Origin of the sequence: Mesorhizobium sp. B2-8-3 (genome assembly GCF_006440815.1) — a bacterium.
Taxonomy (GTDB): Bacteria; Pseudomonadota; Alphaproteobacteria; order Rhizobiales; family Rhizobiaceae; genus Mesorhizobium.
In genome coordinates this window covers 159,369-180,059 of sequence record NZ_VFTW01000003.1, presented here as the reverse complement: position 1 = coordinate 180,059, position 20,691 = coordinate 159,369, and the positions used below count along the sequence as shown (strand labels likewise).

Here is a 20,691-nt window from a genome sequence, read left to right as displayed (position 1 = left end):
GCGGCGCCTAAAGCGCGACGTCGCGGGCGGCAAGCCCGCCGAAGCGTCGTTCTCGGCCGGCAAAGTCGCGCAAGGCGTCGGCCAGGTGCTCGCGGCTGAAGTCCGGCCAATAGCAAGGCAGGAAGATGAGCTCGCTATAGGCAGCCTGCCAGAGAAGGAAGTTCGACAGCCTGAGCTCGCCGCTGGTTCGGATCACCAACTCGGGATCGGGAATGCCCTTTGTGTCGAGCGACGCGGCAAAACTTTCCGCCGTGATCGCGTCGCTCGCCATGTCGCCACGCGCGACGGCATCCGCCAGCCTGCGCGCCGTGCGCACGATCTCGTCGCGGCCGCCATAGTTGAAGGCGATCACCAGCGTCAGCGATTCGTTGCCGGCGGTCAGCGATTCGGCCTCCTGCAACAGCCCCCTGATATCGGGCTGCAGCCCCTCTTTGTCGCCGATCACCCTCACCCGCACGCCGTTCTGATGCAGTTCCGCGAGATCGCGGCGGATGAACAGCTTCAAAAGCCCCATGAGGTCGCTGACCTCGGATTTCGGCCGCGACCAGTTCTCCGAGGAAAAGGCGTAGACGGTCAGGTAGGATATGCCGAGCCCGGGCGCGGCGCGGACCGTCTTGCGCAGGGCCTCGACACCGGCACGGTGCCCGGCAAGGCGCGGCAGGCCGCGCGCCTTGGCCCAGCGTCCGTTTCCGTCCATGATGATGGCGACATGCGCGGGCGTTGCCATGGTCTCGCTTTCGGGCCGGAAAACCCGACCCTAAACCTGCATGATTTCAGCTTCCTTATCGGAAAGCAGGTGATCGATGGTGCTGATCGTCTCGTCGGTCAGCTTCTGCACCTGGTCGGAGCGCTTGCGCTGATCGTCCTCGCTGATGGTGCCGTCCTTTTCCGCCTTCTTGAGGAAATCCATGCCATCGCGCCGCACATGGCGCGCCGCGACGCGGGCGTTCTCGGCGTAGCCGTGCGAAATCTTGACCAGTTCCTTGCGGCGCTGCTCGTTGAGCTCCGGCAGCGGAATCCTGAGATTGGTGCCGTCGACGATCGGGTTGAAGCCGAGATTGGCTTCGCGGATGGCGCGGTCGACGGCGCTGACCATCGATTTGTCCCAGACCGAGACCGAAATCATGCGCGGCTCCGGCACCGTCACATTGGCCACCTGGTTGATCGGCATCGTCGTGCCGTAGGCCTGGACCTGGACGGCATCGAGCAGGTTGCTGGAGGCTCGGCCGGTGCGCAGCGAAGCCAGATCGTGCTTGAAGGCGACGATCGCCCCGTCCATGCGTCGCTTCAGGTCTTCGAACTCGCCACTCATGATCATCTCCTCGACCCGTTCGCCGGGTTCACTGCTTGTGCCGTCGTCTCGTCCGCGGTTCCGTCTGACGGATCCCGGCCTCGGTTATTTGTCCGCGACGACCGTGCAATGGCCGCCGCCCCTCAGAATATCGCCGAAACCACCTTTTTCGTGGATCGAATAGACGATTATCGGAATGTTGTTTTCACGCGCAAGTGCAATCGCGGCGGTATCCATGATCGCAAGCCCGCGTTTGATGACCTCCGCGTGGCTGATGCGGTCGAAACGGACCGCGTTCGGGTCCTTCTTGGGATCGGCCGAATAGACCCCGTCGACCTGCGTGCCCTTGAACAGCGCATCGGCGCCGATCTCGGCGGCGCGAAGAGCCGCCGCCGAATCGGTGGTGAAGAACGGATTGCCGGTGCCGCCGGCGAAGATGACGACCTTGCCCTGGTTCATATAGGCGGTTGCCTGGCGCTGCGAAAAGCTCTCGCAAAGTTCCGGCATGGCAATCGCCGAAAGCACGACGGCGTCGACGCCGATCTTGTTGAGCGAGGTGCGCAGCGCCAGCGAATTGATGACGGTGGCGAGCATGCCCATGTGATCGCCGGTGACGCGGTCGCCGCCCTTCGAGGCCACGGCGACGCCGCGGAAGATGTTGCCGCCGCCGATGACGACGCCCACTTCGACGCCCAGCGCGCGCGCCTCGGCGATGTCGGCGGCGATGCGGTCGACCACGGAGACGTCGATGCCGAAATGCTGCTCGCCCATCAACGCTTCGCCGGAAGCTTTCAGCACGACACGTCGATAGAGGGGCTTCACCGTCATCTGGATCCTCGAATATCTCGGCGCGGCAATTTTGGAGGCAAAACCGCCCCCGCTTCATCCGGCGATGCTGTCATGACGGGTTGACCCGATACACGAAGGGCGCGGCGATGTCACGCCGCGCCCTCGTGCAAAATCCCAGGCTTTTTCGGTCAGTTGCTGCCTTTTGATCAGTTGCCGCCTCTTCAGTTGCTTGAGATGCTGACCGCCTCGCCTTCGATCATGACCGCGGGCGAATAACCGGCCGGCTTGTCGCCAGTCACGGCCCCCCCGGTCACTCGGACCTGGATTTCCGAGCCGAAATAGGAATGCGGGAACGGCGAGGGCGTAGCGCTGACCTTTTCCAGCCGCGCGCGAAGTTCTGCAGGAATCGAAAAGTCGAGCGCGCCGAGATTATCCTCGAGCTGCGCAAGCTTCGTCGCTCCGAGGATGACGGAAGCGATGCCCGGCTGCGTCGCCGCCCAGTTGAGCGCGACTTGAGCCATGCTGCGGCCGAGCTCGGCGGCCACTTTCTCGAGCTCCGCCACGATCGCCCAGTTGCGGTCGCTGAATTTCTGGAAGCCGGGATGCGTGGTGTTGCGGAAACCGTCGAGCCGGCCGGCATTGCCGTCCTGTGTCGGTTTGTATTTTCCGCTCAGCAGGCCGCTGGCCAGAGGGCTCCACACCATGATGCCGGCGCCGCGACGGGTGGCAAAGGGCCCATATTCATGTTCGATCGTGCGTTCTGCCAGCGAATATTCGAGCTGCAGTGCCGAGACCGGTTCGTAGCCGCGCAGTTCGGCGATCGCCTGGGCGCGGCCGGCATACCAGGCCGGCACGTCGGAGAGGCCGATATGGCGCACCTTACCGGCGCGAACGAGGTCGTCAAGCGTGCGCAGCACCTCCTCGGCCGGGGTGATCCTGTCCCAGACATGCAGAAGGTAAAGGTCGATATAGTCGGTGCCGAGCCGTTTCAGCGAGGCTTCGACGGCCCGCATGATGTTCTTGCGGCCATTGCCGCCGGCATTCGGATTGCCCGGTTCCGAGTTGAAGGTGAATTTGGTGGCAATCACTGCCCTGTCGCGCAGGCCGCGCTCGGCGACGAACTCGCCGAGCCAGGTCTCGGCGGTGCCGCCGGTGTAGAGGTCAGCCGTGTCGAAGAAGTTGCCGCCCGCTTCGACATAGGCGTCGAACATCGCGCGGGCAGTGTCCCTGTCAGCACCCCAGCCCCATTCGGTGCCGAAGGTCATGGTGCCGAGAGCCAGCCGGCTGACGCGCAACCCGCTGTTGCCAAGCGTGTAATAGGTCATGCTCATGATGTTCTCCGATCGTGTCGCTTATTGGCCGGGAGTCGCCTTGACCCAGGGATTGCCGCGCTCATGCGTCATCCGGAACGTGAAGCCGTCAACCTTCCAGCCGGTGCCGGAACGCGTCAGGTGGTGCTCGTAGGTGCCCCAGACTTCCCAGAGCGGGTCGCCATTGCCTTCCATCCGGTTCCAGGCATAGCCGTTGGAGCGGACCGTCGCCGCACCGGCGTCGAAGGACACCTGATGGTTGGTGCGCAGATGCAGGCTGGTCTTGCTGCCTTTGAGGTTGCCCGCCAGACGCCGATCAGGTCGTCCGAGGCGATGTTGGCCGCAGGCTGTCCAGACAGAGTGCTGAAGTCTGCGGTCACCCGATCCGCAAAGTAGCTGCGGGCAAGCGTCCAGTCCTGCGCGTCGACGGCACGGTCGATGGCATCGGCAATGCGGATGACGGCGCGCTCATCGGCGAGCGCCCGCCAGTCGGACGGTTCTGCCCCGCCGGCGTCGATCGGGGCCAGCGCCATGCCTGCCGCGAAAGTGATGTGCCTCAACGCATTCATCTTTTTTTCTCCCTTGTGCATCAGCCCGCCGCCGACATCTGGCGACAATGTGGACCGGCGCGCCAGCAACGATAAGATTGCATTGTTCGCATGGACCATGCGATATCGTTCATGAATGGATCGCGACCTGCTTAGCCATCTTCCGGTCATCGTCGCTGTCGCGCGACGCGGCGGCTTTGCGCTTGCCGCGGCCGAGCTCGGCATGAGCGCTTCGGCGGTGAGCCACGCGGTGCGGCTGGTGGAAGAGCGCATCGGCCAACCGCTGTTTGCGCGCACGACACGCAGCGTTTCGCTGACCGAGGCAGGCAAGGCGCTGGTGGAGACGGCGGCCCCCGCCCTGCAGGACATCGCCGAGCGGATGGACCGGATCCGCGGCGTGAAGGGAAGGCCGGCCGGCCTGCTCAGGATCAACGCCTCCAACATAGCGATCCCCCTGGCGGTGACGCCGGTGGTCGCGGCCATGGCCGAACGCTATCCCGACGTGACGGTCGAGATCGTTGCCGACCAGGGACTTATCGATATCGTCGGCGAAGGTTTCGACGCCGGCATCCGGTTGGGCGAGATGATCGCGCAGGACATGGTCACCGTCAGGATGACGCCGCCGTTCAAGGCCGTGATCGTCGCCTCTCCCGCCTATGTCGGCAAGCACGGCCGTCCACGCGACGTGGCCGATCTCGCCAATCACAACTGCGTCGGCTACCGGCTGGTCCGATCGGGCGCGCTTTACCGCTGGGATTTGAACGACAGCGGCAAGGATGTCGTCGTCGAAACGCGCGGCACGGCCATCGTCACGGATTCGCTTGGCGCCATCGATCTGGCGCTGGCCGGCCTCGGGCTCGCCTACGTCTTCGAGCCGCTGGTGCGCGCCGACTTGGCGGCCGGCCGTCTCGTCCAGATCCTGCCGCGGACGGCGATCGAGGAGCCCGGTCTTTTCCTTTACTTTCCGCGTCGCGCATCGATGGCGCCGAAGCTCAGGGCCTTTATCGACACCGCACAAGAAATCGGCCGAGCATCCATGCGGACACCCGGCCGAGTTGCCTGAGCTCGTGAGCTCTTCACCTTAAGGGAAACGCCGAGCGTTCCCCTCGGATCGGAGCTATTTCTTGACCGCCGCCGCGACTTCCGCCGCGAAGTCGGTCGTTTCCTTCTCGATGCCTTCGCCCAACGCGTAACGCAGATAGGCGGTGATCTTCGCCGGAGCGCCGATCTCCTTCTCGGCATCCTTCAACGCCTTCTCGACGGTGATGTCGGGATTGAGCACGAAGGCCTGCTTCAAAAGCACGACCTCTTCATAGAACTTGCGCAAGCGGCCCTCGACCATCTTCTCGATGATCGCTTCCGGCTTGCCCGACTGGCGCGCCTGATCGGAGAAGATCGCCTTCTCGCGCTCGACCAGCGCCGGGTCGACTTCCTCGGCGCTCAGCGCGACCGGGTTGCTGGCGGCGACATGCATCGCCACCTGGCGGGCAAAGGCGTTGGCCGCATGCTCGTTGCCGGTGGTCTCGATCGCGACCAGCACGCCGAGCTTGCCCAGCCCATCGGCAACCGCGTTGTGCACATAGGTCGCCACCGCGCCATGCGGCACGGTGAGCTTCGCCGAGCGGCGGAAATTGATGTTCTCGCCGATGGTGCCGACCGCGTCCTTGACGGTCTCGGTGACAGTCTTGTCGGAGCCCGGATACTTGGCCGCGGCAACCGCCTCGGTCGCACCATAGGCGAGCGCGACCTTCGCGACATTGCGGACCAGTTCCTGGAACTGCTCGTTGCGGGCGACGAAATCGGTCTCGGAATTGACTTCGACAACCGCGGCCTCACGCACGCCGGCATCGACGCCGATCAGGCCCTCGGCGGCGGTGCGCCCGGCCTTCTTGTCGGCCTTCGAGATACCCTTCTTGCGCAGCCAGTCGACGGCCGCTTCCATGTCGCCGTTGGTTTCGTTCAACGCCGCCTTGCAGTCCATCATGCCCGCGCCGGTCAAGTCGCGGAGTTCTTTGACCTGTGCAGCCGAAATCGTCATTGTCGCCTCTTTGTTTCAAATGCGCCGACGCACCATCGGGACTCGATGATGCGCTCGGCAAAAGCGCTTTAGCGCGCCAATTTATTGGAAAGATGAAGGCCGGGACCCGGCCTTCCTTATCAAGCTTCCGGAGCTTCGGCAGCCGGAGTGTCGAGCGCGGGCTCGACCGGAGCCTCGGCCGAAGCGCCGATGTCGACGCCGAGCGCGCCCTGCTGGCGGGCGATGCCGTCGATGGCGGCCTTGGCGATCAGGTCGCAATAGAACTGGATGGCGCGGGCCGCGTCATCATTGCCGGGGATCGGGAAGTCGATCTTGTCCGGGTCGCAGTTCGAATCGATGATGGCCACGACCGGGATGCCCAGGCGCTTGGCCTCGAGGATCGCGATCGCTTCCTTGTTGGTGTCGATGACGAACATCAGGTCCGGCGTCGAGCCCATGTCCTTGATGCCGCCGAGAGCCTTGTTGAGCTTCTCGCGCTCGCGATCGAGGTTCAGGCGCTCCTTCTTGGTGAGGCCCTGGGCCTCGCCGGCGAGCGTCTCGTCGAGCTTGCGCAGGCGCTGGATCGAATTCGAGATCGTCTTCCAGTTGGTGAGCATGCCGCCCAGCCAACGCGAGTTGACATAGTACTGGGCCGAACGCTGCGCGGCGTCGGCAACGATGTCGGACGCCTGGCGCTTGGTGCCGACGAACAGCACGCGGCCGCCCTTGGCGACAGTGTCGGACACCTGCTTCAGAGCCTGGTGCAGCAGCGGCACCGTCTGCGACAGGTCGATGATGTGAATGTTGTTGCGGGCGCCATAGATGTAAGGCGCCATCTTCGGGTTCCAGCGGTGGGTCTGGTGGCCGAAGTGAACACCAGCTTCCAAAAGCTGGCGCATGCTGAAATCTGGCAGAGCCATTCTTTAGTTCCTTTCCGGTTGGCCTCCACGGACACAGGCATTTCGGACGTATGTCCTGATGCCACCGGAGGTTTCAGCCGGATTTCTCCCGGGCAGACACCAAAGTCCGTGTGTGGAATGAGCGCGCATATAGAGGGGAAGTCTCATAAACGCAAGCCGGGAAAACGCCCTTACCTGCGGCGATCCGCCCAAATCTCAGCGTTTTACCTTGCCGTTCGGCACCCTGACGCGGCGAAAGATCGCGACGATTTCCTCGCGGCTGCATTCGATGGCGCCAAGCCGAACCGCGCGATCGCGCTCGAAGCCGGTGATGTCGTAGTGCGGCGCCGACGTCTTAGGCGGCCCTTGATAGGAGGAAAGCTTGAGGCCGAGTTCGGTGGCGAAGCGGTGCAGCTCGTCCGTGTCGTCGGCAAGGAGATGGCACCAGCGGTGGCCGGCCCATTTCCAGATCGCCGCATCGACATAGACCGCCATCAGGCTCGCCGCATTTGGTGAGCCTCACACATGGCGTTCACAAGCCAGGCCTGCAAGCTGGACGGCTACCGTCGAAGCGCTGCTATTTCGACGCCGGGCAAGGCTTGGTCTGGTCGAACAACGACAGGTTCACCAGCTTGCCAGTCATCGAGAAGTCGCCATAGTCCATGACGAGGTCGCGAGTGATGCCGTTCTCGTGCAGCTTGAAGCTGATCCGGTACTCCGGCACCTCCTCGCCGCTTTTGTCGGTATCGTCAAAATAGGCAATGTCGACCGGCCAGTACTTGTCGGAGGCGAGCTTGGCCAGCGCCGGCGCTTCCGGATCCGTCTTTTCAGCGTCCGTCTTCTTGCCGACGATGACGGTGGTGGTCATCACCTTGTTGGCATCCTCTGAGCCGTCGAACAGATTGGTCTGGTAGAAATTCTCGCCCTTCTCGGCCTTGCCGATCAGCTCGACCAGATGCTGGGTCGGAAACTGCGTCGCCGCGAGATCGAGGCTGCTCTTCTCCGGCTTGTCGATATCGACCTTCAGGCCCTTCGCTTCCCTGGTCGCCGTGCCCTTGACTTCCTTGTCGAGGTTCTGGTCGACAAAGGATTTCGTCACGAAGGAAAAGGTCTTGCCTTCGGCGTCCTCGAAAGTCGTCGTCTGCTGGTCGGTCAGCCTGGTGTTGTCGTTGGTGACGATCTGCGTGACGAAGCGGAACTTGACCGTATAACCTTCGCAGGCCGAGCCGTTGAACTCGTAGACCATGCGGCCGGTGATGCCGGTAATGCCTGATCGGTCGGAGGCCTTGCTGAGCGTGAGATCGTAGACGGCGCGATGCGCCTGCAGCGCGGGCACCGCAAAGGCCGGCGCCATCGGAAGCGCCGCCGAAAAACAGGCGGCGGCGAGTAAAAGGCGCGTTGCGCGCATGCGTTACTCCGATCGTCGCGGCCGGGGGGCAGGCCGCAGGGAAAGATGGTCCAGCTTAAAAAAAGTCGTGGCGGAAGCGAGGCAAAAATAGCAATTTCGGCCCCGCCAACGCGGCGTCTTCCAGCAATAGGGAAAACCAATGAGCGAAACAATCGAAAAGCGGCTAAGCGATCTTGGCGTCACCCTTCCAGCCGCCGCCGCGCCCGCCGCCAACTACGTGCCCTATTGCCGCACCGGCAACACGCTGTTCACTGCCGGCCAGCTGCCGCTGAAGGACGGCAAGTTGCAGGCAAGCGGGTTGCTCGGCCGCGACATCGACACGGCGGCCGGCAAGGAAGGCGCGAAATTCTGCGCCATCAACATCCTGGCGCAGGCCAAGGCAGCACTCGGCGACCTCGAAAAAATTAGCCGCCTGGTCAAGATCACCGTCTTCGTCGCCTCCGCGCCGGATTTCGTCGAACAGCATCTTGTCGCCAACGGCGCCTCCGACTTCCTGGTCGCGGTACTCGGCGAGCGCGGCAAGCACGCCCGTTCCGCCGTCGGCACCGCTTCGCTGCCGCTCAACGCCGCGGTCGAGATCGAAGCGATCTTCGAAGTCGAGTGAGGTTCAAGATGACCGATCTTTCCTGGCTGATCGCGCAGCCTGTCGCGCATCGCGGCTTCCACGACATGAACAAGACGCGCTGGGAAAACACGCTGTCGGCCTTCGCCACGGCGGCCGAGCGCGGCTATGCCATCGAATGCGACGTGCATATCTCATCGGACGGCATCCCGGTCATCATCCATGACGGCGATCTGAAACGCCTGACCGGCCAGGACGGCTTCGTCTGGCAGCGCACCGCGGCCGAACTGGCGACGCTCAAGATCGGCGGCACCAAGGACCACGTGCCGACGCTCAAGGAAGCGCTCGACCTGATCGACGGCCGCGTGTCGCTGGTGGTCGAGCTGAAAGGCGTTCCTGGCCATGATGCCGGGCTGGTGGCGAGCGTCGGTCAGCTGCTCAAGCGCTACAAGGGCAAGGTGGCGATCATGTCGTTCGATCACTGGCTGATCCGCGACTTCGCCAAGGACGCGCCGGGTATCCCCGGCGGGCTGACCGCCTATGGCAGGGACAACCAGTTGATCGAGGCGCATTTCGCCATGCTCGCGCACGGCCTCGCCTTCACCTCTTACGCCGCTGGCGACCTGCCCAACCCCTTCGTCAGCTTCGTGCGCGAAAAGCTGAAAATGCCGGTCATCACCTGGACCGTGCACGACCAGCCGGCGGTCGACCTGACCTTCAAATATGCCGATCAAATGACCTTCGAGGGTTTCGAACCCGATCTGGTCAAGGTCGCCTAGAGCCGGATGATTTCAGGTCAAACGACCTGAAATCTGATCCGCCTCTAATCAATCTAAAGAGAGAGCATGATGTCGTCCGAAAACCGCTTGACACTTTTCGGCATCATGCTCTCGGGAATGCCCGAAACGTGACTTGTAGCAGCCCTGAGGACGCTTAAATAAGCCCCATGGATCAGGGCGACGACGACGATGGACGGGCAGCGAACGAGGATTACGCGATCCGCGTCGCGGCGGGTATCGGCGCCTTCACCTGCGTGGAGTGGGACGGCTTTGCCGGAACCACGCGCGGCGACAAAGAAAACGGCTACAACCCGCTGGTTTCATTCGCTTTTCTAAGCGCATTGGAAGATTCTGGATGCGCCGTCCGGCGCACCGGCTGGCAGGGCCATCACCTGCGGTTGGAATCGGCGCAAGGCAGGCTTCTCGGCGCCGTCCCCTGTTATCTCAAATCGCACAGCCAGGGCGAATATGTCTTCGACCATGGCTGGTCGGACGCCTTCGAGCGCGCCGGAGGCCGCTACTATCCCAAACTGCAATGCTCGGTGCCGTTCACGCCGGTCACCGGCCCTCGCCTTCTGGTCGGCAAAGGCGAGAATGTAAGTGCCGTGAGAGCCGGACTGGCGGGAGGCCTGAAACTCGTGACCGACAAGCTCGGCGTCTCTTCCGCGCATGTCACCTTCGCCAACGAGCCTGATGTCGCGACGCTGGAAGCGGCAGGCTTCCTGCATCGCACCGACCAGCAGTTCCATTTCTTCAACGAAGGCTTTTCGAACTATGATGACTTCCTCGCCACGCTTGCTTCGCGCAAGCGCAAGGCGATGAAGAAGGAGCGTCGCGAGGCGCTTGCCGACGGCATCTCGATCGACTGGTTGACCGGCAAGGACATCACCGAAAGCGCCTGGGACGATTTCTTCGCCTTCTACACGGATACCGGCGGCAGGAAATGGGGCCGGCCCTATCTCAACCGGCAGTTTTTCTCGCTGATCGGCGAGCGCATGGCCGATGACATTCTTCTGGTGATGGCCAAGCGCAACGGCCGCTACGTTGCCGGCGCCATCAACTTCATCGGTTCCGACGCGCTTTATGGGCGCAACTGGGGCTGCATCGAGGACCACCCCTTCCTGCACTTCGAGGTCTGCTATCATCAGGCAATCGACTTCGCCATCGAGCGCAAGCTCAAGGTGGTGGAGGCCGGCGCGCAGGGCGAACACAAGCTGGCGCGCGGCTACCGGCCCGTGACCATGCATTCGGCGCACTACATTTCGCATCCCGGTCTGCGCAATGCCGTCGCTGACTATCTTAGGCGGGAGCGGCGCGAGGTCGAGCGCATGGGGGAATATCTCGAAGAGCACACGCCCTTCCGCAAGGACCTTGGAGAATAAGGTCTCGCGGTCAGTGCGGCTTTCGCGCGGCGATCGGAACCAGGAACGAAAAGCAGGCGACCAGGAACAGCACCGCGCCGGCAAGCGCCAGCAAATCGCCGGCGCGCCATGCCGCAGCGATGAAAAACATTGCCGATACGATGAACAGCAGCCAACCGGCGACGACCCACTTCATGATTGCTCCGTCCTAGATTGCCGCAGCAGACGACAAATGTCGGCTCTCAAGCAATAGCAGAGCCTGCCGTCGAGAGCTGCCTATAATATTGGCCAAGCAACGAAGCCGGCTCAACGCCTGCTGTTTACCGGATTGGTGGAATCCGCTAAGTCATCGCCAGGGGCATTGGTGCGCGAGCACCTTGGGGTTGGCATGCTGTTTTGGGCATCTTGGGGCGTCGGGCAATGGCTCGGTGTGGCGGGGCTTGCGGCCGCGCTGCTGTTGACCGTCCGGCTCGAAGGCAAGCCGGGAACCTGGCCTCTCGGCTTTTCCACCTTCTTCCTTCTCTTTGCTTTCCTGCACCTGTTTTTTCCAGGCGCGATCGTCGCGCTCTGGATGACGCTCATGCTGACGGCCATCATCGGCATCGCCTCGAAGCTGAAATACCGCTATCTCGGCTTCAATCTTCTGGCCGGAGATCTCTATCATCTGGCCGCGAGCAGTTGGCGCAGCGTCTTTGTCGACAATGCCCGAATGGCGATCCCGGCCCTCTTCGCCGGAGCGGTGATCGTTGCGGTCGCCATGCTTGTCGACATAACTCTGGTGGAACAGGCGACGTCGCTCTCGCTGCGCCTCGCGATTTTCGCCGTAGCCGTGCTGATCTACGTGGCAGTCTATCGGTTGAGCGGCGGAGCGCCTCGTTTCCGCTTCGACCTGCTCACCAGGGATCGTGCGCATCTCTCCGCCTTCGTGGCGTCGTGGCTCGGCGCGGGACCTTCGCAACGGCCGGGCTTCGTTGACATCGCTCACGATTCGCTGCCGTTTCTGCCGCCTGTGCCGGCTAAGCGGGAGAACGGCGAGGCTCGGCCGCACATCTTCATGGTCCTGCAGGAATCGACATTTGATCCGCGGCACCATGGCGTGCCGATCAACCGTGCTTTCGAGCAATTCTTCTCGCCCGCAAACGGTCTATCTGGGGCTTTGCATGTCGATGTTTTCGGCGGCAGCACGCTGCAGACCGAATTCTCGGTGCTGACCGGCCTGTCCTCGCTTTCCTTCGGCAACGACAGCCGCTTCGTCTTTCATCTGCTGGCTGGGCGGGTGCGCCACTCATTGCCCTCGGTGCTTTCAGGCATGGGGTACCATGTGTCGCATGTGAGCTGCGATCGTCCCAACTTCGTCAATTGCGATCGCTTCTATAAATCGATCGGGTTCGAGGAGGTCGCCTATGCCGCGACCTTGCCGCCGCCCTTCGATCTGGAGCGCTGGCGTCGCGAGCGCCATGACGAACAGCTTTACAGCCATGCTCTGAACCGGATTGCGGACCGCTTGGGAAGCGAGAGGCCCTGTTTCCTCTCGATAATGACGCTGATGAACCACGGCGATCACCGTCGCCGCATCTTCCCGCCCGAGCTTCAGGCCGATATCCGCCGTGAAGCCGTCGCGCTGACCGGCAATGAGAATTACGGCGAATATGCCGTGCGGCTGGCAGAAAGCGTCGAGGCCTATGCCGCGTTTCGCAGGCAGCTCGAAACCGCGCTGAATGGCCGGCCCGCCATCGTGGTACGCTATGGCGATCACCAGCCGTCATTCACGGCCGCCCTCACCGGCCTACCGCCTTCCGACAGAGCTTTGCACAAAACCTTCTACGCGATCGAGGCGATCAACAGCGCTTTGCCCGCCGACCTGGCCGCTCCCGCCATGCTCGACGCTGCATTCCTGTCGACATTGACCATGTCCGCCGCGCGTCTGCCGCTCGATCCGGTATTCGCGACCAGGACGGCCCTTCTGGCGGACTGCGCCGCTCGCTATTTCGCAAGCGAGTCCGTGCGCAAGAAACGCTTCCACCGGGCTCTTGTCGAAGCGGGCATGGTCGATCTCGCCTGAGCGCCTTGCCGCCCATCGGCAGCTTCGCTACACCGGACGGCGAATGCAATTGGGAGTGTCACCCCATGGCCGAAGCCTATGATCCCGGCAACATCTTCGCGAAAATCCTGCGCGGCGAGATTCCCTCGCACCGCGTCTACGAGGACGACGCGGTCGTCGCCTTCATGGATGTGATGCCGCAAGGCATGGGCCACACGCTGGTGGTGCCCAAGGCGCCGTCGCGCAACATGCTCGACGCCGATCCGGCAACGCTCGGCCCATTGTTCGGCGTGGCGCAGAAAGTTGCGGTCGCGGTGAAAAAGGCCTTCAACGCCGACGGCGTCACCCTGATGCAGTTCAACGAGCCGGCTTCCGGGCAGACCGTCTATCATCTCCATGTCCATGTCGTCCCGCGCTTCGAGGGCATACCGTTGAAGCCGCATTCGGGCCAGATGGAGAAGCCGGAGGTGTTGGCCGAGAACGCCGGCAAGATCCGGGCAGCGCTGAGAAGCTGAACGGACCGGCGCTCAGGCGGTCGGCAAATTCGCCAATGTGTGGAAAGCCATTGGCGCCGGTCCCGCGATGAGCCTCTCGCGGATCGACCCTGCGCATGCCCGTGGGCTGAGCAGCGACGTATCGACTTCCAGGTCGTAGAGGCCGGGCTTGTGCACCTCTTCCTGCCAGCGGCGGACGGGCAACGGCATAGGATCGTCGTCCCTTCCAATGACATATGGAGTACCTTCCCCACCTGCTGCGCGCCTTCGCAACACCTCGTCGATCGGGCAGCGGACGCCGACGAGCAGCACCGGCAGGCCGGCCAGGCGTCGCGCACAATGGGGAAGGATGTTCAGCGATCTGGAATAGGCGTCGTGATGACCGATATCGACGACGACATTGAGTCCCAGCCGGCTGTGAGCGGCGATCGAATCGTAAAGCGCAGCGTAAAGCAGCGGCACGAAAGCCTCGATGTCGGGGCGTTCGCCACCGGGACGCAGGCCGATACCCGGGCGCAGCCCCGGCGGCGTGGCTTGGGCGCAGGCGTCGACGCCGAGATTGATCCACACACCCTCGAATGTCTCCTGGATCGCCGCGGCGATGCTCGATTTTCCCGAGCGCGGCGCGCCGTTGAGGATGATGATCTGTCCGGCTTCCAAGCGGTGCTCCTTTCAACGAAAAAGGCCCCGTTTCCGGGGCCTTCTGTATTTCAAGCGAGGGCTTGTCAGCCCTTGCGCGGCAGTTGCGGCACAAGGCTGCGCTTGTTGCCGTCCTTGCCCTTCGGCTCCGGCTTCTGCGCCACCGCCTTCTTGGGCGCAGGCTTCTTGGCGACCGCCTTTTTCGGCTTCGGCGCGTCTTCCGGCTCTTCCTTCTTCGGCTGCACGGGCGACTCGTCGGCGAGCGATTCGAGCTTCAGGCCGGACTCGCCGGTTTCCTTCTTCTCGACGGTGACGCGCACCGTGCCGCCCTTCTTGAGCTTGCCGAACAGCACCTCGTCGGCCAGGGGCTTCTTGATATGCTCCTGGATGACGCGGCCGAGCGGACGCGCGCCCATACGCTCGTCGTAACCCTTGTCGGCCAGCCAGGCGATCGCGTCCGGCGACAGGTCGAAGGTAACGCCACGCTCGGACAGCTGCGCCTCGAGCTGCATGACGAACTTCTGCACCACCTGATGGATGACCGGCACCGGCAACGAGCCGAACGGGATGATAGCGTCCAGACGGTTGCGGAACTCCGGCGTGAACAGCCGGTTGATCGCCTCGACGTCGTCGCCTTCGCGCTTGGTCGAGCCGAAGCCGATCGCCGCGCGCTGCGCATCCGACGCGCCCGCATTGGTGGTCATGATCAGGATCACATTGCGGAAGTCGATCTGCTTGCCGTTGTGGTCGGTCAGCTTGCCGTGGTCCATCACCTGCAGCAGGATGTTGAACAGGTCCGGATGCGCCTTCTCGACCTCGTCAAGCAAAAGCACGCAGTGCGGATGCTGGTCGACGCCGTCGGTCAACAAGCCGCCCTGGTCGAAGCCGACATAGCCGGGAGGCGCGCCGATCAGCCGCGAGACGGTGTGGCGTTCCATATATTCCGACATGTCGAAGCGGATCAGCTCGACGCCAAGCGAGGCGGCAAGCTGCTTGGCCACTTCCGTCTTGCCGACGCCGGTTGGCCCTGAGAACAGATAGGAGCCGATTGGCTTCTCCGGTTCGCGCAGGCCGGCGCGCGCCAGCTTGATCGCCGAGGTCAGCGCGGTGATCGCGGTGTCCTGGCCGTAGACGACGCGCTTCAGCTCGATATCGAGGCCCTGCAGCACCTTCTCGTCATCGGCCGAGACGGTCTTCGGCGGGATGCGCGCCATGGTGGCGATCGTCGCCTCGATCTCCCTGATGCCGATCGTCTTCTTGCGCTTGGCTTCCGGCACCAGCATCTGCGAGGCGCCGGTCTCGTCGATCACGTCGATCGCCTTGTCCGGCAGCTTGCGGTCGTTGATGTAGCGCGCCGACAGCTCTACCGAGGCCTTGATGGCTTCGCTCGTGTAGCGGACCTTGTGGAACTCCTCGAAATAGGGCTTCAGGCCCTTCATGATCTCGATGGCGTCCTCGATGGTCGGCTCGTTGACGTCGATCTTCTGGAAGCGCCGCACCAGCGCGCGGTCCTTCTCGAAGAACTGGCGGAACTCCTTGTAGGTGGTCGAGCCGATGCAGCGGATGGCGCCGGACGACAGCGCCGGCTTCAGAAGGTTCGATGCATCCATGGCGCCGCCCGAAGTGGCGCCCGCCCCGATCACCGTGTGGATCTCGTCGATGAACAGCACAGCGCCCGGATAATCCTCGAGCTCCTTGACGACCTGCTTCAGCCGCTCCTCGAAGTCGCCGCGATAGCGGGTGCCGGCCAAGAGCGTGCCCATGTCGAGCGCGAAAATGGTGGCGTCCTGGAGCACTTCAGGCACGTCGCCTTCGACGATGCGCTTGGCGAGACCTTCGGCGATCGCCGTCTTGCCGACGCCGGGGTCGCCGACATAGAGCGGGTTGTTCTTGGAACGGCGGCACAGCACCTGGATGGTGCGGTTGATCTCGCTGTCACGGCCGATCAGCGGGTCGATCTTGCCGGCCCGCGCCTTGTTGTTGAGATTGACGCAGTAGGCCGTCAGCGCGTCCTGCTGCTTCTTCTTGCCGCCCTCTTCCTGCGGCTCGGCGCCATTCTGGCCGCCCTGCTCGTCCTCGGCGCCGCGCGGCGTGCGCGACTCCGAAGCGCCCGGGCGCTTGGCGATGCCATGCGAGATGTAGTTGACCGCGTCGTAGCGGGTCATCTGCTGTTCCTGCAGGAAATAGGCGGCGTGGCTCTCGCGCTCGGCGAAGATGGCGACGAGCACGTTGGCGCCGGACACTTCCTCGCGGCCGGACGACTGCACATGGATCACGGCGCGCTGGATGACGCGCTGGAAACCTGCCGTCGGCTTCGAATCCTCGTCGTAACCGGTGACGAGGTTGTCGAGCTCGGTGTCGATATAGGTGAGAACCGTATGCTTGAGCTCGTCGAGATCGACGTTGCAGGCACGCATGACGGCGGCCGCCTCGGTGTCGTCGATCAGGGCGAGCAGCAAATGTTCGAGCGTCGCATATTCATGATGCCGCTCGTTGGCGAATGTCAGCGCCTGATGTAGCGCCTTTTCCAGGCCTTGGGAGAAAGCCGGCATGTTACCTCACTTCTTCTCCATCACGCATTGCAGCGGATGCTGATTCTGTCGGGCGAAATCCATGACCTGGGACACTTTGGTCTCGGCCACCTCGAATGTGTAGACACCGCACTCGCCCACTCCATGATTGTGAACATGAAGCATGATGCGTGTGGCGGCCTCGCGGTCCTTTTGGAAAAACCGCTCCAGGACGTGAACGACGAACTCCATCGGCGTGTAGTCGTCGTTCAGAATGAGGACCCGGTAGAGACTGGGCTTCTTGGTCTTGGTTTTGGTGCGCGTGATGACAGCAGTGCCGCGACCGGGATCGTTGCGGTCTCCGTCACTTTGCATTCGCACCACGCCTGCCGTGGCAGTCAAACCGATCGTCACGTAGTCCAGCCTTTTCGAATCCTCATGCGAGTTCAACATGTAGGTTCTCGATGAACGATTTTAAGCCCTTCTGTTTAGCTGACAATATGGCTAGGTGGGCAAACCTCTGCGAATTTCTCAATCGTGAATGCGGTTAATGTGCATCGAGTTGCGATCGCGCATGAAAAAACCCGGCCGCGTTTCCGCGACCGGGCCTTTCCGACTGGCCGGCTGGCCTTGTCGGGTGTGATCGGGCGAAATTACTTCGCCTTGGCGACCACCGATTCGAAGGGCTTGTAAGCTTCCTTGGCGAGTTCGGCATAGAGATTGCCGATCTTGCTGGCCTCGGCCACGAAGCTCTCATAGCTCTGCTTGGCGTAATCGGTCTGGATCTCGACGGCCTTCTCAATCGACTTGGCCGCGAACAGCTTCTCGAAGGCGGCGCTGCCGGCTTCGAAGCTCTTCTTGGTGTATTCGCCGGCTTCGGTGGCGATCGCCTGCGCGCCCTTGCTGAGCGAGGCAAAGCTCTTCAGCCCGGTGTCGGCAAATTCCTTGCCGTATTTCGTGAAGTCCTCATAGGTCTGGGTCATTTCATGCTTCCCTTTGGTTGAAACGCCCTTTTTGGCCCCGGGCGCCCTTGTGCAATGCACCTCAATATATTGTGCGATGCACAAAAGTCAAGAATCCCTTGGGTAAGCAGGGGCCCAGCGCCTTCGGCCGGTAAAATTCGATTAAAGAGAAGCTCGATTTGCCGAAAAATGGTGAACGCTGCGGTTACCATAAACGGATTGGTAACGCTGGGCGCGATAGCTTGGCCGGAAGCGAGGCAGGCCTCCCTTTGCCGCCTCCGGGGCAACGAAAATTCAGGGTAAGTAACGGTGCGTCAGGCGTTGTCGGGCTTCGTCTCCAAATCTTCTCTCTCCTTCAAGGCAATCATGGTTGCCGCGCTCGCGGTGACGATTGTCGCCGCCGATGTCGCTTCGGCTCTTGCGGCAAGGTCCGCGGCCATCGTCGTCGACGCCAAGACCGGCAAGGTGCTTTATTCGGCCGATGCCAATGGCCGGCGCTATCCGGCTTCGCTCACCAAGATGATGACGCTCTATTTGACCTTCGAGGCGTTGGCGAAAGGCAGGATCAGCAAGAACACGCCGGTTCCGTTTTCCGCGCATGCCTCCGCGGAGGCACCGACCAAGCTCGGCGTTCGGCCCGGCGGCTCGGTTCCGGTCGAGACCGCTATTCTGTCGATCGTAACGAAATCGGCGAATGACTCGGCAACCGCGCTCGGCGAAATGCTCGGCGGCAGCGAAGACAATTTCGCCCGCATGATGACGGCCAAGGCGCGCCAGCTCGGCATGAATGGCACCGTTTTCCGCAATGCCAACGGCTTGCCCGATCCCGGCCAGTTCACCACGGCGCACGACATGGCCATGCTTGGCATCGCGCTGCGTGAGCACTACCCGCAATATTACGGCTATTTCTCGCAGCGCTCGTTCCTGTATGGCCGCCAGCGCATCAACGGCCACAACCGCCTGCTTGGCCGCATCAAGGGCGTCGACGGCATCAAGACCGGCTACACCCGCGCCTCGGGTTACAACCTCGTCTCCTCCGTGGCCGACGGCGATCGCCGCCTCGTCGCGGTGGTGATGGGCGGCGCTTCCGGCCGCAGCCGCGACAACCAGATGGCCGCGCTGATCAACACCTATCTGCCGCGCGCTTCGACGCGCGGCGGTGGCGACCTCATCGCCAAGGGCGGCGACAATCCGATCAAGACCTTGGCCAAGGTCTTTTTGCCCAAGCATGATGCGCCCACTCCGGACGCCAAGCCGGCAACGGATGACACTGTCGTTGCCTCAGCCGACGAAGACGTCCAGGACGACGACGCCCAGCAGGTCGCCGAGGAGACAAAGCCCGTCATCAAGGTCAAGAAGGTGAAGACGGTTGCCGTCGCCGCCATGGCGCCTGCCCCTAAATCCCAGGAGACCTCGCCCCAGGTCGTCACCGCCTATGCCGAACCCGCGCCGGCCGCGCCCACGATTGATCCGGTCAAGACGTCGTCGGTGCCGTCCGGGTGGGTGGTTCAGGTTGCCTCATCGCCGACGAAAACGGGAGCCCAGGCGCTGCTCGATCAGACCTCCAAGCAGGCGCCGAGGATTCTGGCCGACGCATCGGGCTTCACCGTCGCATTCGACAAGGACGGCACAACCTACTACCGCGCCCGCTTCGGCGGCTTCGGCTCGAAGGGCGCCGCCTGGAAGGCCTGCGATGCCCTGAAGCGCAAGAAAATCTCGTGCTACGCCGTCGAGCAATAGGCGGCTGTTGAATCTCCCGGAAGGTACCGGCGTCGAAGGAGACTAATCGTGATTGGAGAGCAAGACGTCCTTGGCTTCATTGATCCGCGCCGCCAGGACGGACGTGCCGCCGACATCGGCGTTCAGGCGCTGCATCAGGCGGCGGTGCGCCTTGCGGATATCCGCCGCGGCAGCCCCCGCTTCAAGACCAAGGACCTTGTAGGCCTCCTCCTTAGTCATGGCGCCCGCACCTGGCGCAACACCCAGCCCTTCGCCACCGTGAGGCTGCGCGTCCTTGCGCCAGACGGGAAAACGGCCGTCAAGATACGTCTCTAGGAGCTGGCGGCTCTCCGGATCGGGACTGAGCTCGCCATGAAGTTGGCGCAGGTCCGTCAGTCCCATAGCCCCCAGCATCTTGCCTTCATAACGCCCGGCCAGGACAAGCCCCTCGAGCCTGCCGCTGTCATGGTCGAGGTCCATTTCGAGCGCGGCGGTGCGCACTGTCGAATGCTTGGAGGCGGCCGCCCGCGCCGGAGGCCGCCTTGTGCGTATCCATCCGACCCAGGCCAGCGCCGCGAGCAAAAGCAGTCCGCCGATAAGGCTGCGGCCGAAGATCAGCATGGGCGCGCCAACCAGCCCCAGGAAGGCCGGCCCAAGCGATCTCAGACCGTCGGCCATCCTTGCCGCATCCGCGCGCACAAAGAGCATCGCGGTGCCGAAAAGCACCACGAGCACCGCTGCCAAAGCAAGGATCACGCCCATCGATTAGCACCGCCATACGGATGACCGAGCATAAGAAACAGGATGGGACCAAGGTCCGGCGCTTGCAAGTCCCACATCGGACGAGCCGAAGGGCCAGCGCCGGAGGCGGTACGCAAAATCGCGCTAGAGCAGACCGAGTTCGGCGAGTTCGAGCCTCAGCTTGGGCGGCATTCCGGCGAACGCCGCCCTGCCCTTGCCAAGATCGGCCGGCGCATCGGCGGGCTTCAGATAGCGCCAGCCCTGGAAGGCGCGGCGCGGCTGCCAGTCGGTGCGCACCACATTCGGATCGAGCATAAGATGGCAGCGGCCGATGCCCTCGCCGTCGGTGAAAGGCCGGATCTCGGTGATCAGTTGCCGGCACTGCACATTGCCCTTGATCACCCAATAGAGCGAGCCGCCATCGGTGATCTCGTCGCCGCGCGTCGGCACCATGCGGGTGGTGTGCCAGTGCTCGGCCGGCTCGCCGGCACGGCGCCGCTCGTCAAGGCGGAACGCAATCCACTCTTCGAGATCCTCGACGCTGTCGCAGCCGACGCACAGTTTTAGGAGATTAAGTGACATGTCCCAAGATTTAGCCGCAAGGGTTGACGCGTCAACGCC

Annotated in this window: 24 protein-coding genes; 8 read left to right on the top strand and 16 right to left on the bottom strand. The window is 63.0% G+C overall.

The features are described 5' to 3' along the window. Positions 1–7 precede the first annotated feature (7 nt). The 5 genes from FJ418_RS06155 to FJ418_RS32325 all read right to left on the bottom strand — a co-directional run bounded on the left by FJ418_RS06155 (position 8) and on the right by FJ418_RS32325 (position 3,642). Positions 8–727, bottom strand: coding sequence for an isoprenyl transferase (locus tag FJ418_RS06155; RefSeq protein ID WP_140642691.1), 720 nt, complete (start codon positions 725–727; stop codon positions 8–10). Positions 728–757: 30 nt separating this feature from the next. Continuing rightward, positions 758–1,312, bottom strand: a complete 555-nt coding sequence (gene frr / locus FJ418_RS06150) for a ribosome recycling factor (protein WP_140864280.1) — start codon at positions 1,310–1,312, stop codon at positions 758–760. A gap of 84 nt (positions 1,313–1,396) precedes the next feature. Then, the gene (gene pyrH / locus FJ418_RS06145; protein ID WP_095765617.1) at positions 1,397–2,119 is read right to left on the bottom strand and encodes a UMP kinase; all 723 of its coding nucleotides are present in this window, start codon (positions 2,117–2,119) and stop codon (positions 1,397–1,399) included. A gap of 182 nt (positions 2,120–2,301) precedes the next feature. After that, positions 2,302–3,411, bottom strand: coding sequence for an aldo/keto reductase (locus FJ418_RS06140; protein WP_140864278.1), 1,110 nt, complete (start codon positions 3,409–3,411; stop codon positions 2,302–2,304). A gap of 21 nt (positions 3,412–3,432) precedes the next feature. Beyond that, positions 3,433–3,642, bottom strand: coding sequence for a nuclear transport factor 2 family protein (locus FJ418_RS32325; protein ID WP_246682954.1), 210 nt, complete (start codon positions 3,640–3,642; stop codon positions 3,433–3,435). A 186-nt stretch (positions 3,643–3,828) separates the two neighbouring features. Here FJ418_RS32325 and FJ418_RS32320 point away from each other — a divergent pair, with 186 nt between their 5' ends. Then, positions 3,829–4,074: a hypothetical protein gene (locus FJ418_RS32320; protein ID WP_246682952.1), complete on the top strand. Its 246-nt coding sequence runs from the start codon at positions 3,829–3,831 to the stop codon at positions 4,072–4,074. Then, positions 4,075–5,001 (top strand): LysR family transcriptional regulator, encoded by a 927-nt coding sequence (locus FJ418_RS06130; RefSeq protein ID WP_140708798.1) that lies wholly within the window; start codon positions 4,075–4,077, stop codon positions 4,999–5,001. Between the two features lie 54 nt (positions 5,002–5,055). Here FJ418_RS06130 and tsf read toward each other — a convergent pair whose 3' ends face one another. The 4 genes from tsf to FJ418_RS06110 form a co-directional block, all read right to left on the bottom strand. Then, positions 5,056–5,976, bottom strand: a complete 921-nt coding sequence (tsf, locus tag FJ418_RS06125; protein ID WP_140856797.1) for a translation elongation factor Ts — start codon at positions 5,974–5,976, stop codon at positions 5,056–5,058. Positions 5,977–6,095: 119 nt separating this feature from the next. Beyond that, positions 6,096–6,875 (bottom strand): 30S ribosomal protein S2, encoded by a 780-nt coding sequence (gene rpsB, locus FJ418_RS06120; RefSeq protein ID WP_140653092.1) that lies wholly within the window; start codon positions 6,873–6,875, stop codon positions 6,096–6,098. Positions 6,876–7,070: 195 nt separating this feature from the next. Next, positions 7,071–7,349, bottom strand: a complete 279-nt coding sequence (locus FJ418_RS06115; protein WP_040987257.1) for a DUF4031 domain-containing protein — start codon at positions 7,347–7,349, stop codon at positions 7,071–7,073. Positions 7,350–7,431: 82 nt separating this feature from the next. After that, positions 7,432–8,262, bottom strand: coding sequence for a cell envelope integrity EipB family protein (locus FJ418_RS06110; protein WP_140864276.1), 831 nt, complete (start codon positions 8,260–8,262; stop codon positions 7,432–7,434). 139 nt (positions 8,263–8,401) lie between these two features. Between FJ418_RS06110 and FJ418_RS06105 the strand changes: the two genes are divergently transcribed. From FJ418_RS06105 to FJ418_RS06095, 3 genes are all read left to right on the top strand, one after another. Further along, positions 8,402–8,866, top strand: a complete 465-nt coding sequence (locus FJ418_RS06105) for a RidA family protein (protein ID WP_140653090.1) — start codon at positions 8,402–8,404, stop codon at positions 8,864–8,866. Between the two features lie 8 nt (positions 8,867–8,874). Then, positions 8,875–9,603, top strand: coding sequence for a glycerophosphodiester phosphodiesterase (locus tag FJ418_RS06100; protein WP_140864275.1), 729 nt, complete (start codon positions 8,875–8,877; stop codon positions 9,601–9,603). Between the two features lie 167 nt (positions 9,604–9,770). Beyond that, positions 9,771–10,985, top strand: coding sequence for a GNAT family N-acetyltransferase (locus FJ418_RS06095; RefSeq protein ID WP_140864273.1), 1,215 nt, complete (start codon positions 9,771–9,773; stop codon positions 10,983–10,985). A gap of 10 nt (positions 10,986–10,995) precedes the next feature. Here the strand turns inward: FJ418_RS06095 and FJ418_RS06090 are convergent, their stop codons facing one another. Further along, on the bottom strand, positions 10,996–11,160 hold the full coding sequence (locus FJ418_RS06090; protein WP_140830075.1) for a cytochrome oxidase subunit III: 165 nt from the start codon (positions 11,158–11,160) through the stop codon (positions 10,996–10,998). A gap of 192 nt (positions 11,161–11,352) precedes the next feature. On the opposite strand from FJ418_RS06090, the gene FJ418_RS06085 reads away from it, so the two are divergent. Next, on the top strand, positions 11,353–13,026 hold the full coding sequence (locus tag FJ418_RS06085; RefSeq protein WP_140864271.1) for a sulfatase-like hydrolase/transferase: 1,674 nt from the start codon (positions 11,353–11,355) through the stop codon (positions 13,024–13,026). A gap of 65 nt (positions 13,027–13,091) precedes the next feature. Then, positions 13,092–13,520: an HIT family protein gene (locus FJ418_RS06080; protein ID WP_140864270.1), complete on the top strand. Its 429-nt coding sequence runs from the start codon at positions 13,092–13,094 to the stop codon at positions 13,518–13,520. A gap of 12 nt (positions 13,521–13,532) precedes the next feature. On the opposite strand, the gene FJ418_RS06075 is transcribed toward FJ418_RS06080, so the two are convergent. From FJ418_RS06075 to FJ418_RS06060, 4 genes are all read right to left on the bottom strand, one after another. Next, positions 13,533–14,159 (bottom strand): chloramphenicol phosphotransferase, encoded by a 627-nt coding sequence (locus FJ418_RS06075; protein WP_140864268.1) that lies wholly within the window; start codon positions 14,157–14,159, stop codon positions 13,533–13,535. 65 nt (positions 14,160–14,224) lie between these two features. After that, entirely contained in the window at positions 14,225–16,690 is a 2,466-nt protein-coding gene (gene clpA / locus FJ418_RS06070; RefSeq protein WP_140653080.1) for an ATP-dependent Clp protease ATP-binding subunit ClpA, read from the bottom strand. 6 nt (positions 16,691–16,696) lie between these two features. Beyond that, the gene (gene clpS, locus FJ418_RS06065; protein WP_040972327.1) at positions 16,697–17,023 is read right to left on the bottom strand and encodes an ATP-dependent Clp protease adapter ClpS; all 327 of its coding nucleotides are present in this window, start codon (positions 17,021–17,023) and stop codon (positions 16,697–16,699) included. Positions 17,024–17,301: 278 nt separating this feature from the next. Next, positions 17,302–17,631: a phasin family protein gene (locus FJ418_RS06060; protein WP_140642744.1), complete on the bottom strand. Its 330-nt coding sequence runs from the start codon at positions 17,629–17,631 to the stop codon at positions 17,302–17,304. A gap of 288 nt (positions 17,632–17,919) precedes the next feature. On the opposite strand from FJ418_RS06060, the gene FJ418_RS06055 reads away from it, so the two are divergent. After that, positions 17,920–19,350: a D-alanyl-D-alanine carboxypeptidase gene (locus tag FJ418_RS06055; RefSeq protein WP_140864266.1), complete on the top strand. Its 1,431-nt coding sequence runs from the start codon at positions 17,920–17,922 to the stop codon at positions 19,348–19,350. A 42-nt stretch (positions 19,351–19,392) separates the two neighbouring features. Here the strand turns inward: FJ418_RS06055 and FJ418_RS06050 are convergent, their stop codons facing one another. Together FJ418_RS06050 and FJ418_RS06045 are read right to left on the bottom strand one after the other, a co-directional pair. Beyond that, entirely contained in the window at positions 19,393–20,091 is a 699-nt protein-coding gene (locus FJ418_RS06050) for a molecular chaperone DnaJ (protein ID WP_140708778.1), read from the bottom strand. A gap of 123 nt (positions 20,092–20,214) precedes the next feature. Continuing rightward, the gene (locus FJ418_RS06045; protein ID WP_140864264.1) at positions 20,215–20,652 is read right to left on the bottom strand and encodes a DUF1489 family protein; all 438 of its coding nucleotides are present in this window, start codon (positions 20,650–20,652) and stop codon (positions 20,215–20,217) included. Positions 20,653–20,691: the final 39 nt, after the last annotated feature.

What these genes read in the sequence shown, in the direction of transcription:
- clpA (WP_140653080.1), bottom strand. Translation starts at nt 16,690, where the DNA reads ATGCCGGCTTTCTCCCAAGGCCTGGAAAAGGCGCTACATCAGGCGCTG.
- FJ418_RS06045 (WP_140864264.1), bottom strand. Translation starts at nt 20,652, where the DNA reads ATGTCACTTAATCTCCTAAAACTGTGCGTCGGCTGCGACAGCGTCGAG.
- FJ418_RS06105 (WP_140653090.1), top strand. Translation starts at nt 8,402, where the DNA reads ATGAGCGAAACAATCGAAAAGCGGCTAAGCGATCTTGGCGTCACCCTT.
- FJ418_RS06130 (WP_140708798.1), top strand. Translation starts at nt 4,075, where the DNA reads ATGGATCGCGACCTGCTTAGCCATCTTCCGGTCATCGTCGCTGTCGCG.
- FJ418_RS06080 (WP_140864270.1), top strand. Translation starts at nt 13,092, where the DNA reads ATGGCCGAAGCCTATGATCCCGGCAACATCTTCGCGAAAATCCTGCGC.
- FJ418_RS06060 (WP_140642744.1), bottom strand. Translation starts at nt 17,631, where the DNA reads ATGACCCAGACCTATGAGGACTTCACGAAATACGGCAAGGAATTTGCC.
- frr (WP_140864280.1), bottom strand. Translation starts at nt 1,312, where the DNA reads ATGAGTGGCGAGTTCGAAGACCTGAAGCGACGCATGGACGGGGCGATC.
- FJ418_RS06110 (WP_140864276.1), bottom strand. Translation starts at nt 8,262, where the DNA reads ATGCGCGCAACGCGCCTTTTACTCGCCGCCGCCTGTTTTTCGGCGGCG.
- clpS (WP_040972327.1), bottom strand. Translation starts at nt 17,023, where the DNA reads ATGCAAAGTGACGGAGACCGCAACGATCCCGGTCGCGGCACTGCTGTC.
- FJ418_RS06090 (WP_140830075.1), bottom strand. Translation starts at nt 11,160, where the DNA reads ATGAAGTGGGTCGTCGCCGGTTGGCTGCTGTTCATCGTATCGGCAATG.
- rpsB (WP_140653092.1), bottom strand. Translation starts at nt 6,875, where the DNA reads ATGGCTCTGCCAGATTTCAGCATGCGCCAGCTTTTGGAAGCTGGTGTT.
- pyrH (WP_095765617.1), bottom strand. Translation starts at nt 2,119, where the DNA reads ATGACGGTGAAGCCCCTCTATCGACGTGTCGTGCTGAAAGCTTCCGGC.
- FJ418_RS06050 (WP_140708778.1), bottom strand. Translation starts at nt 20,091, where the DNA reads ATGGGCGTGATCCTTGCTTTGGCAGCGGTGCTCGTGGTGCTTTTCGGC.
- FJ418_RS06085 (WP_140864271.1), top strand. Translation starts at nt 11,353, where the DNA reads ATGCTGTTTTGGGCATCTTGGGGCGTCGGGCAATGGCTCGGTGTGGCG.
- FJ418_RS06155 (WP_140642691.1), bottom strand. Translation starts at nt 727, where the DNA reads ATGGCAACGCCCGCGCATGTCGCCATCATCATGGACGGAAACGGACGC.
- FJ418_RS06140 (WP_140864278.1), bottom strand. Translation starts at nt 3,411, where the DNA reads ATGAGCATGACCTATTACACGCTTGGCAACAGCGGGTTGCGCGTCAGC.
- FJ418_RS06095 (WP_140864273.1), top strand. Translation starts at nt 9,771, where the DNA reads ATGGATCAGGGCGACGACGACGATGGACGGGCAGCGAACGAGGATTAC.
- FJ418_RS06115 (WP_040987257.1), bottom strand. Translation starts at nt 7,349, where the DNA reads ATGGCGGTCTATGTCGATGCGGCGATCTGGAAATGGGCCGGCCACCGC.
- tsf (WP_140856797.1), bottom strand. Translation starts at nt 5,976, where the DNA reads ATGACGATTTCGGCTGCACAGGTCAAAGAACTCCGCGACTTGACCGGC.
- FJ418_RS32320 (WP_246682952.1), top strand. Translation starts at nt 3,829, where the DNA reads ATGGCATCGGCAATGCGGATGACGGCGCGCTCATCGGCGAGCGCCCGC.
- FJ418_RS06100 (WP_140864275.1), top strand. Translation starts at nt 8,875, where the DNA reads ATGACCGATCTTTCCTGGCTGATCGCGCAGCCTGTCGCGCATCGCGGC.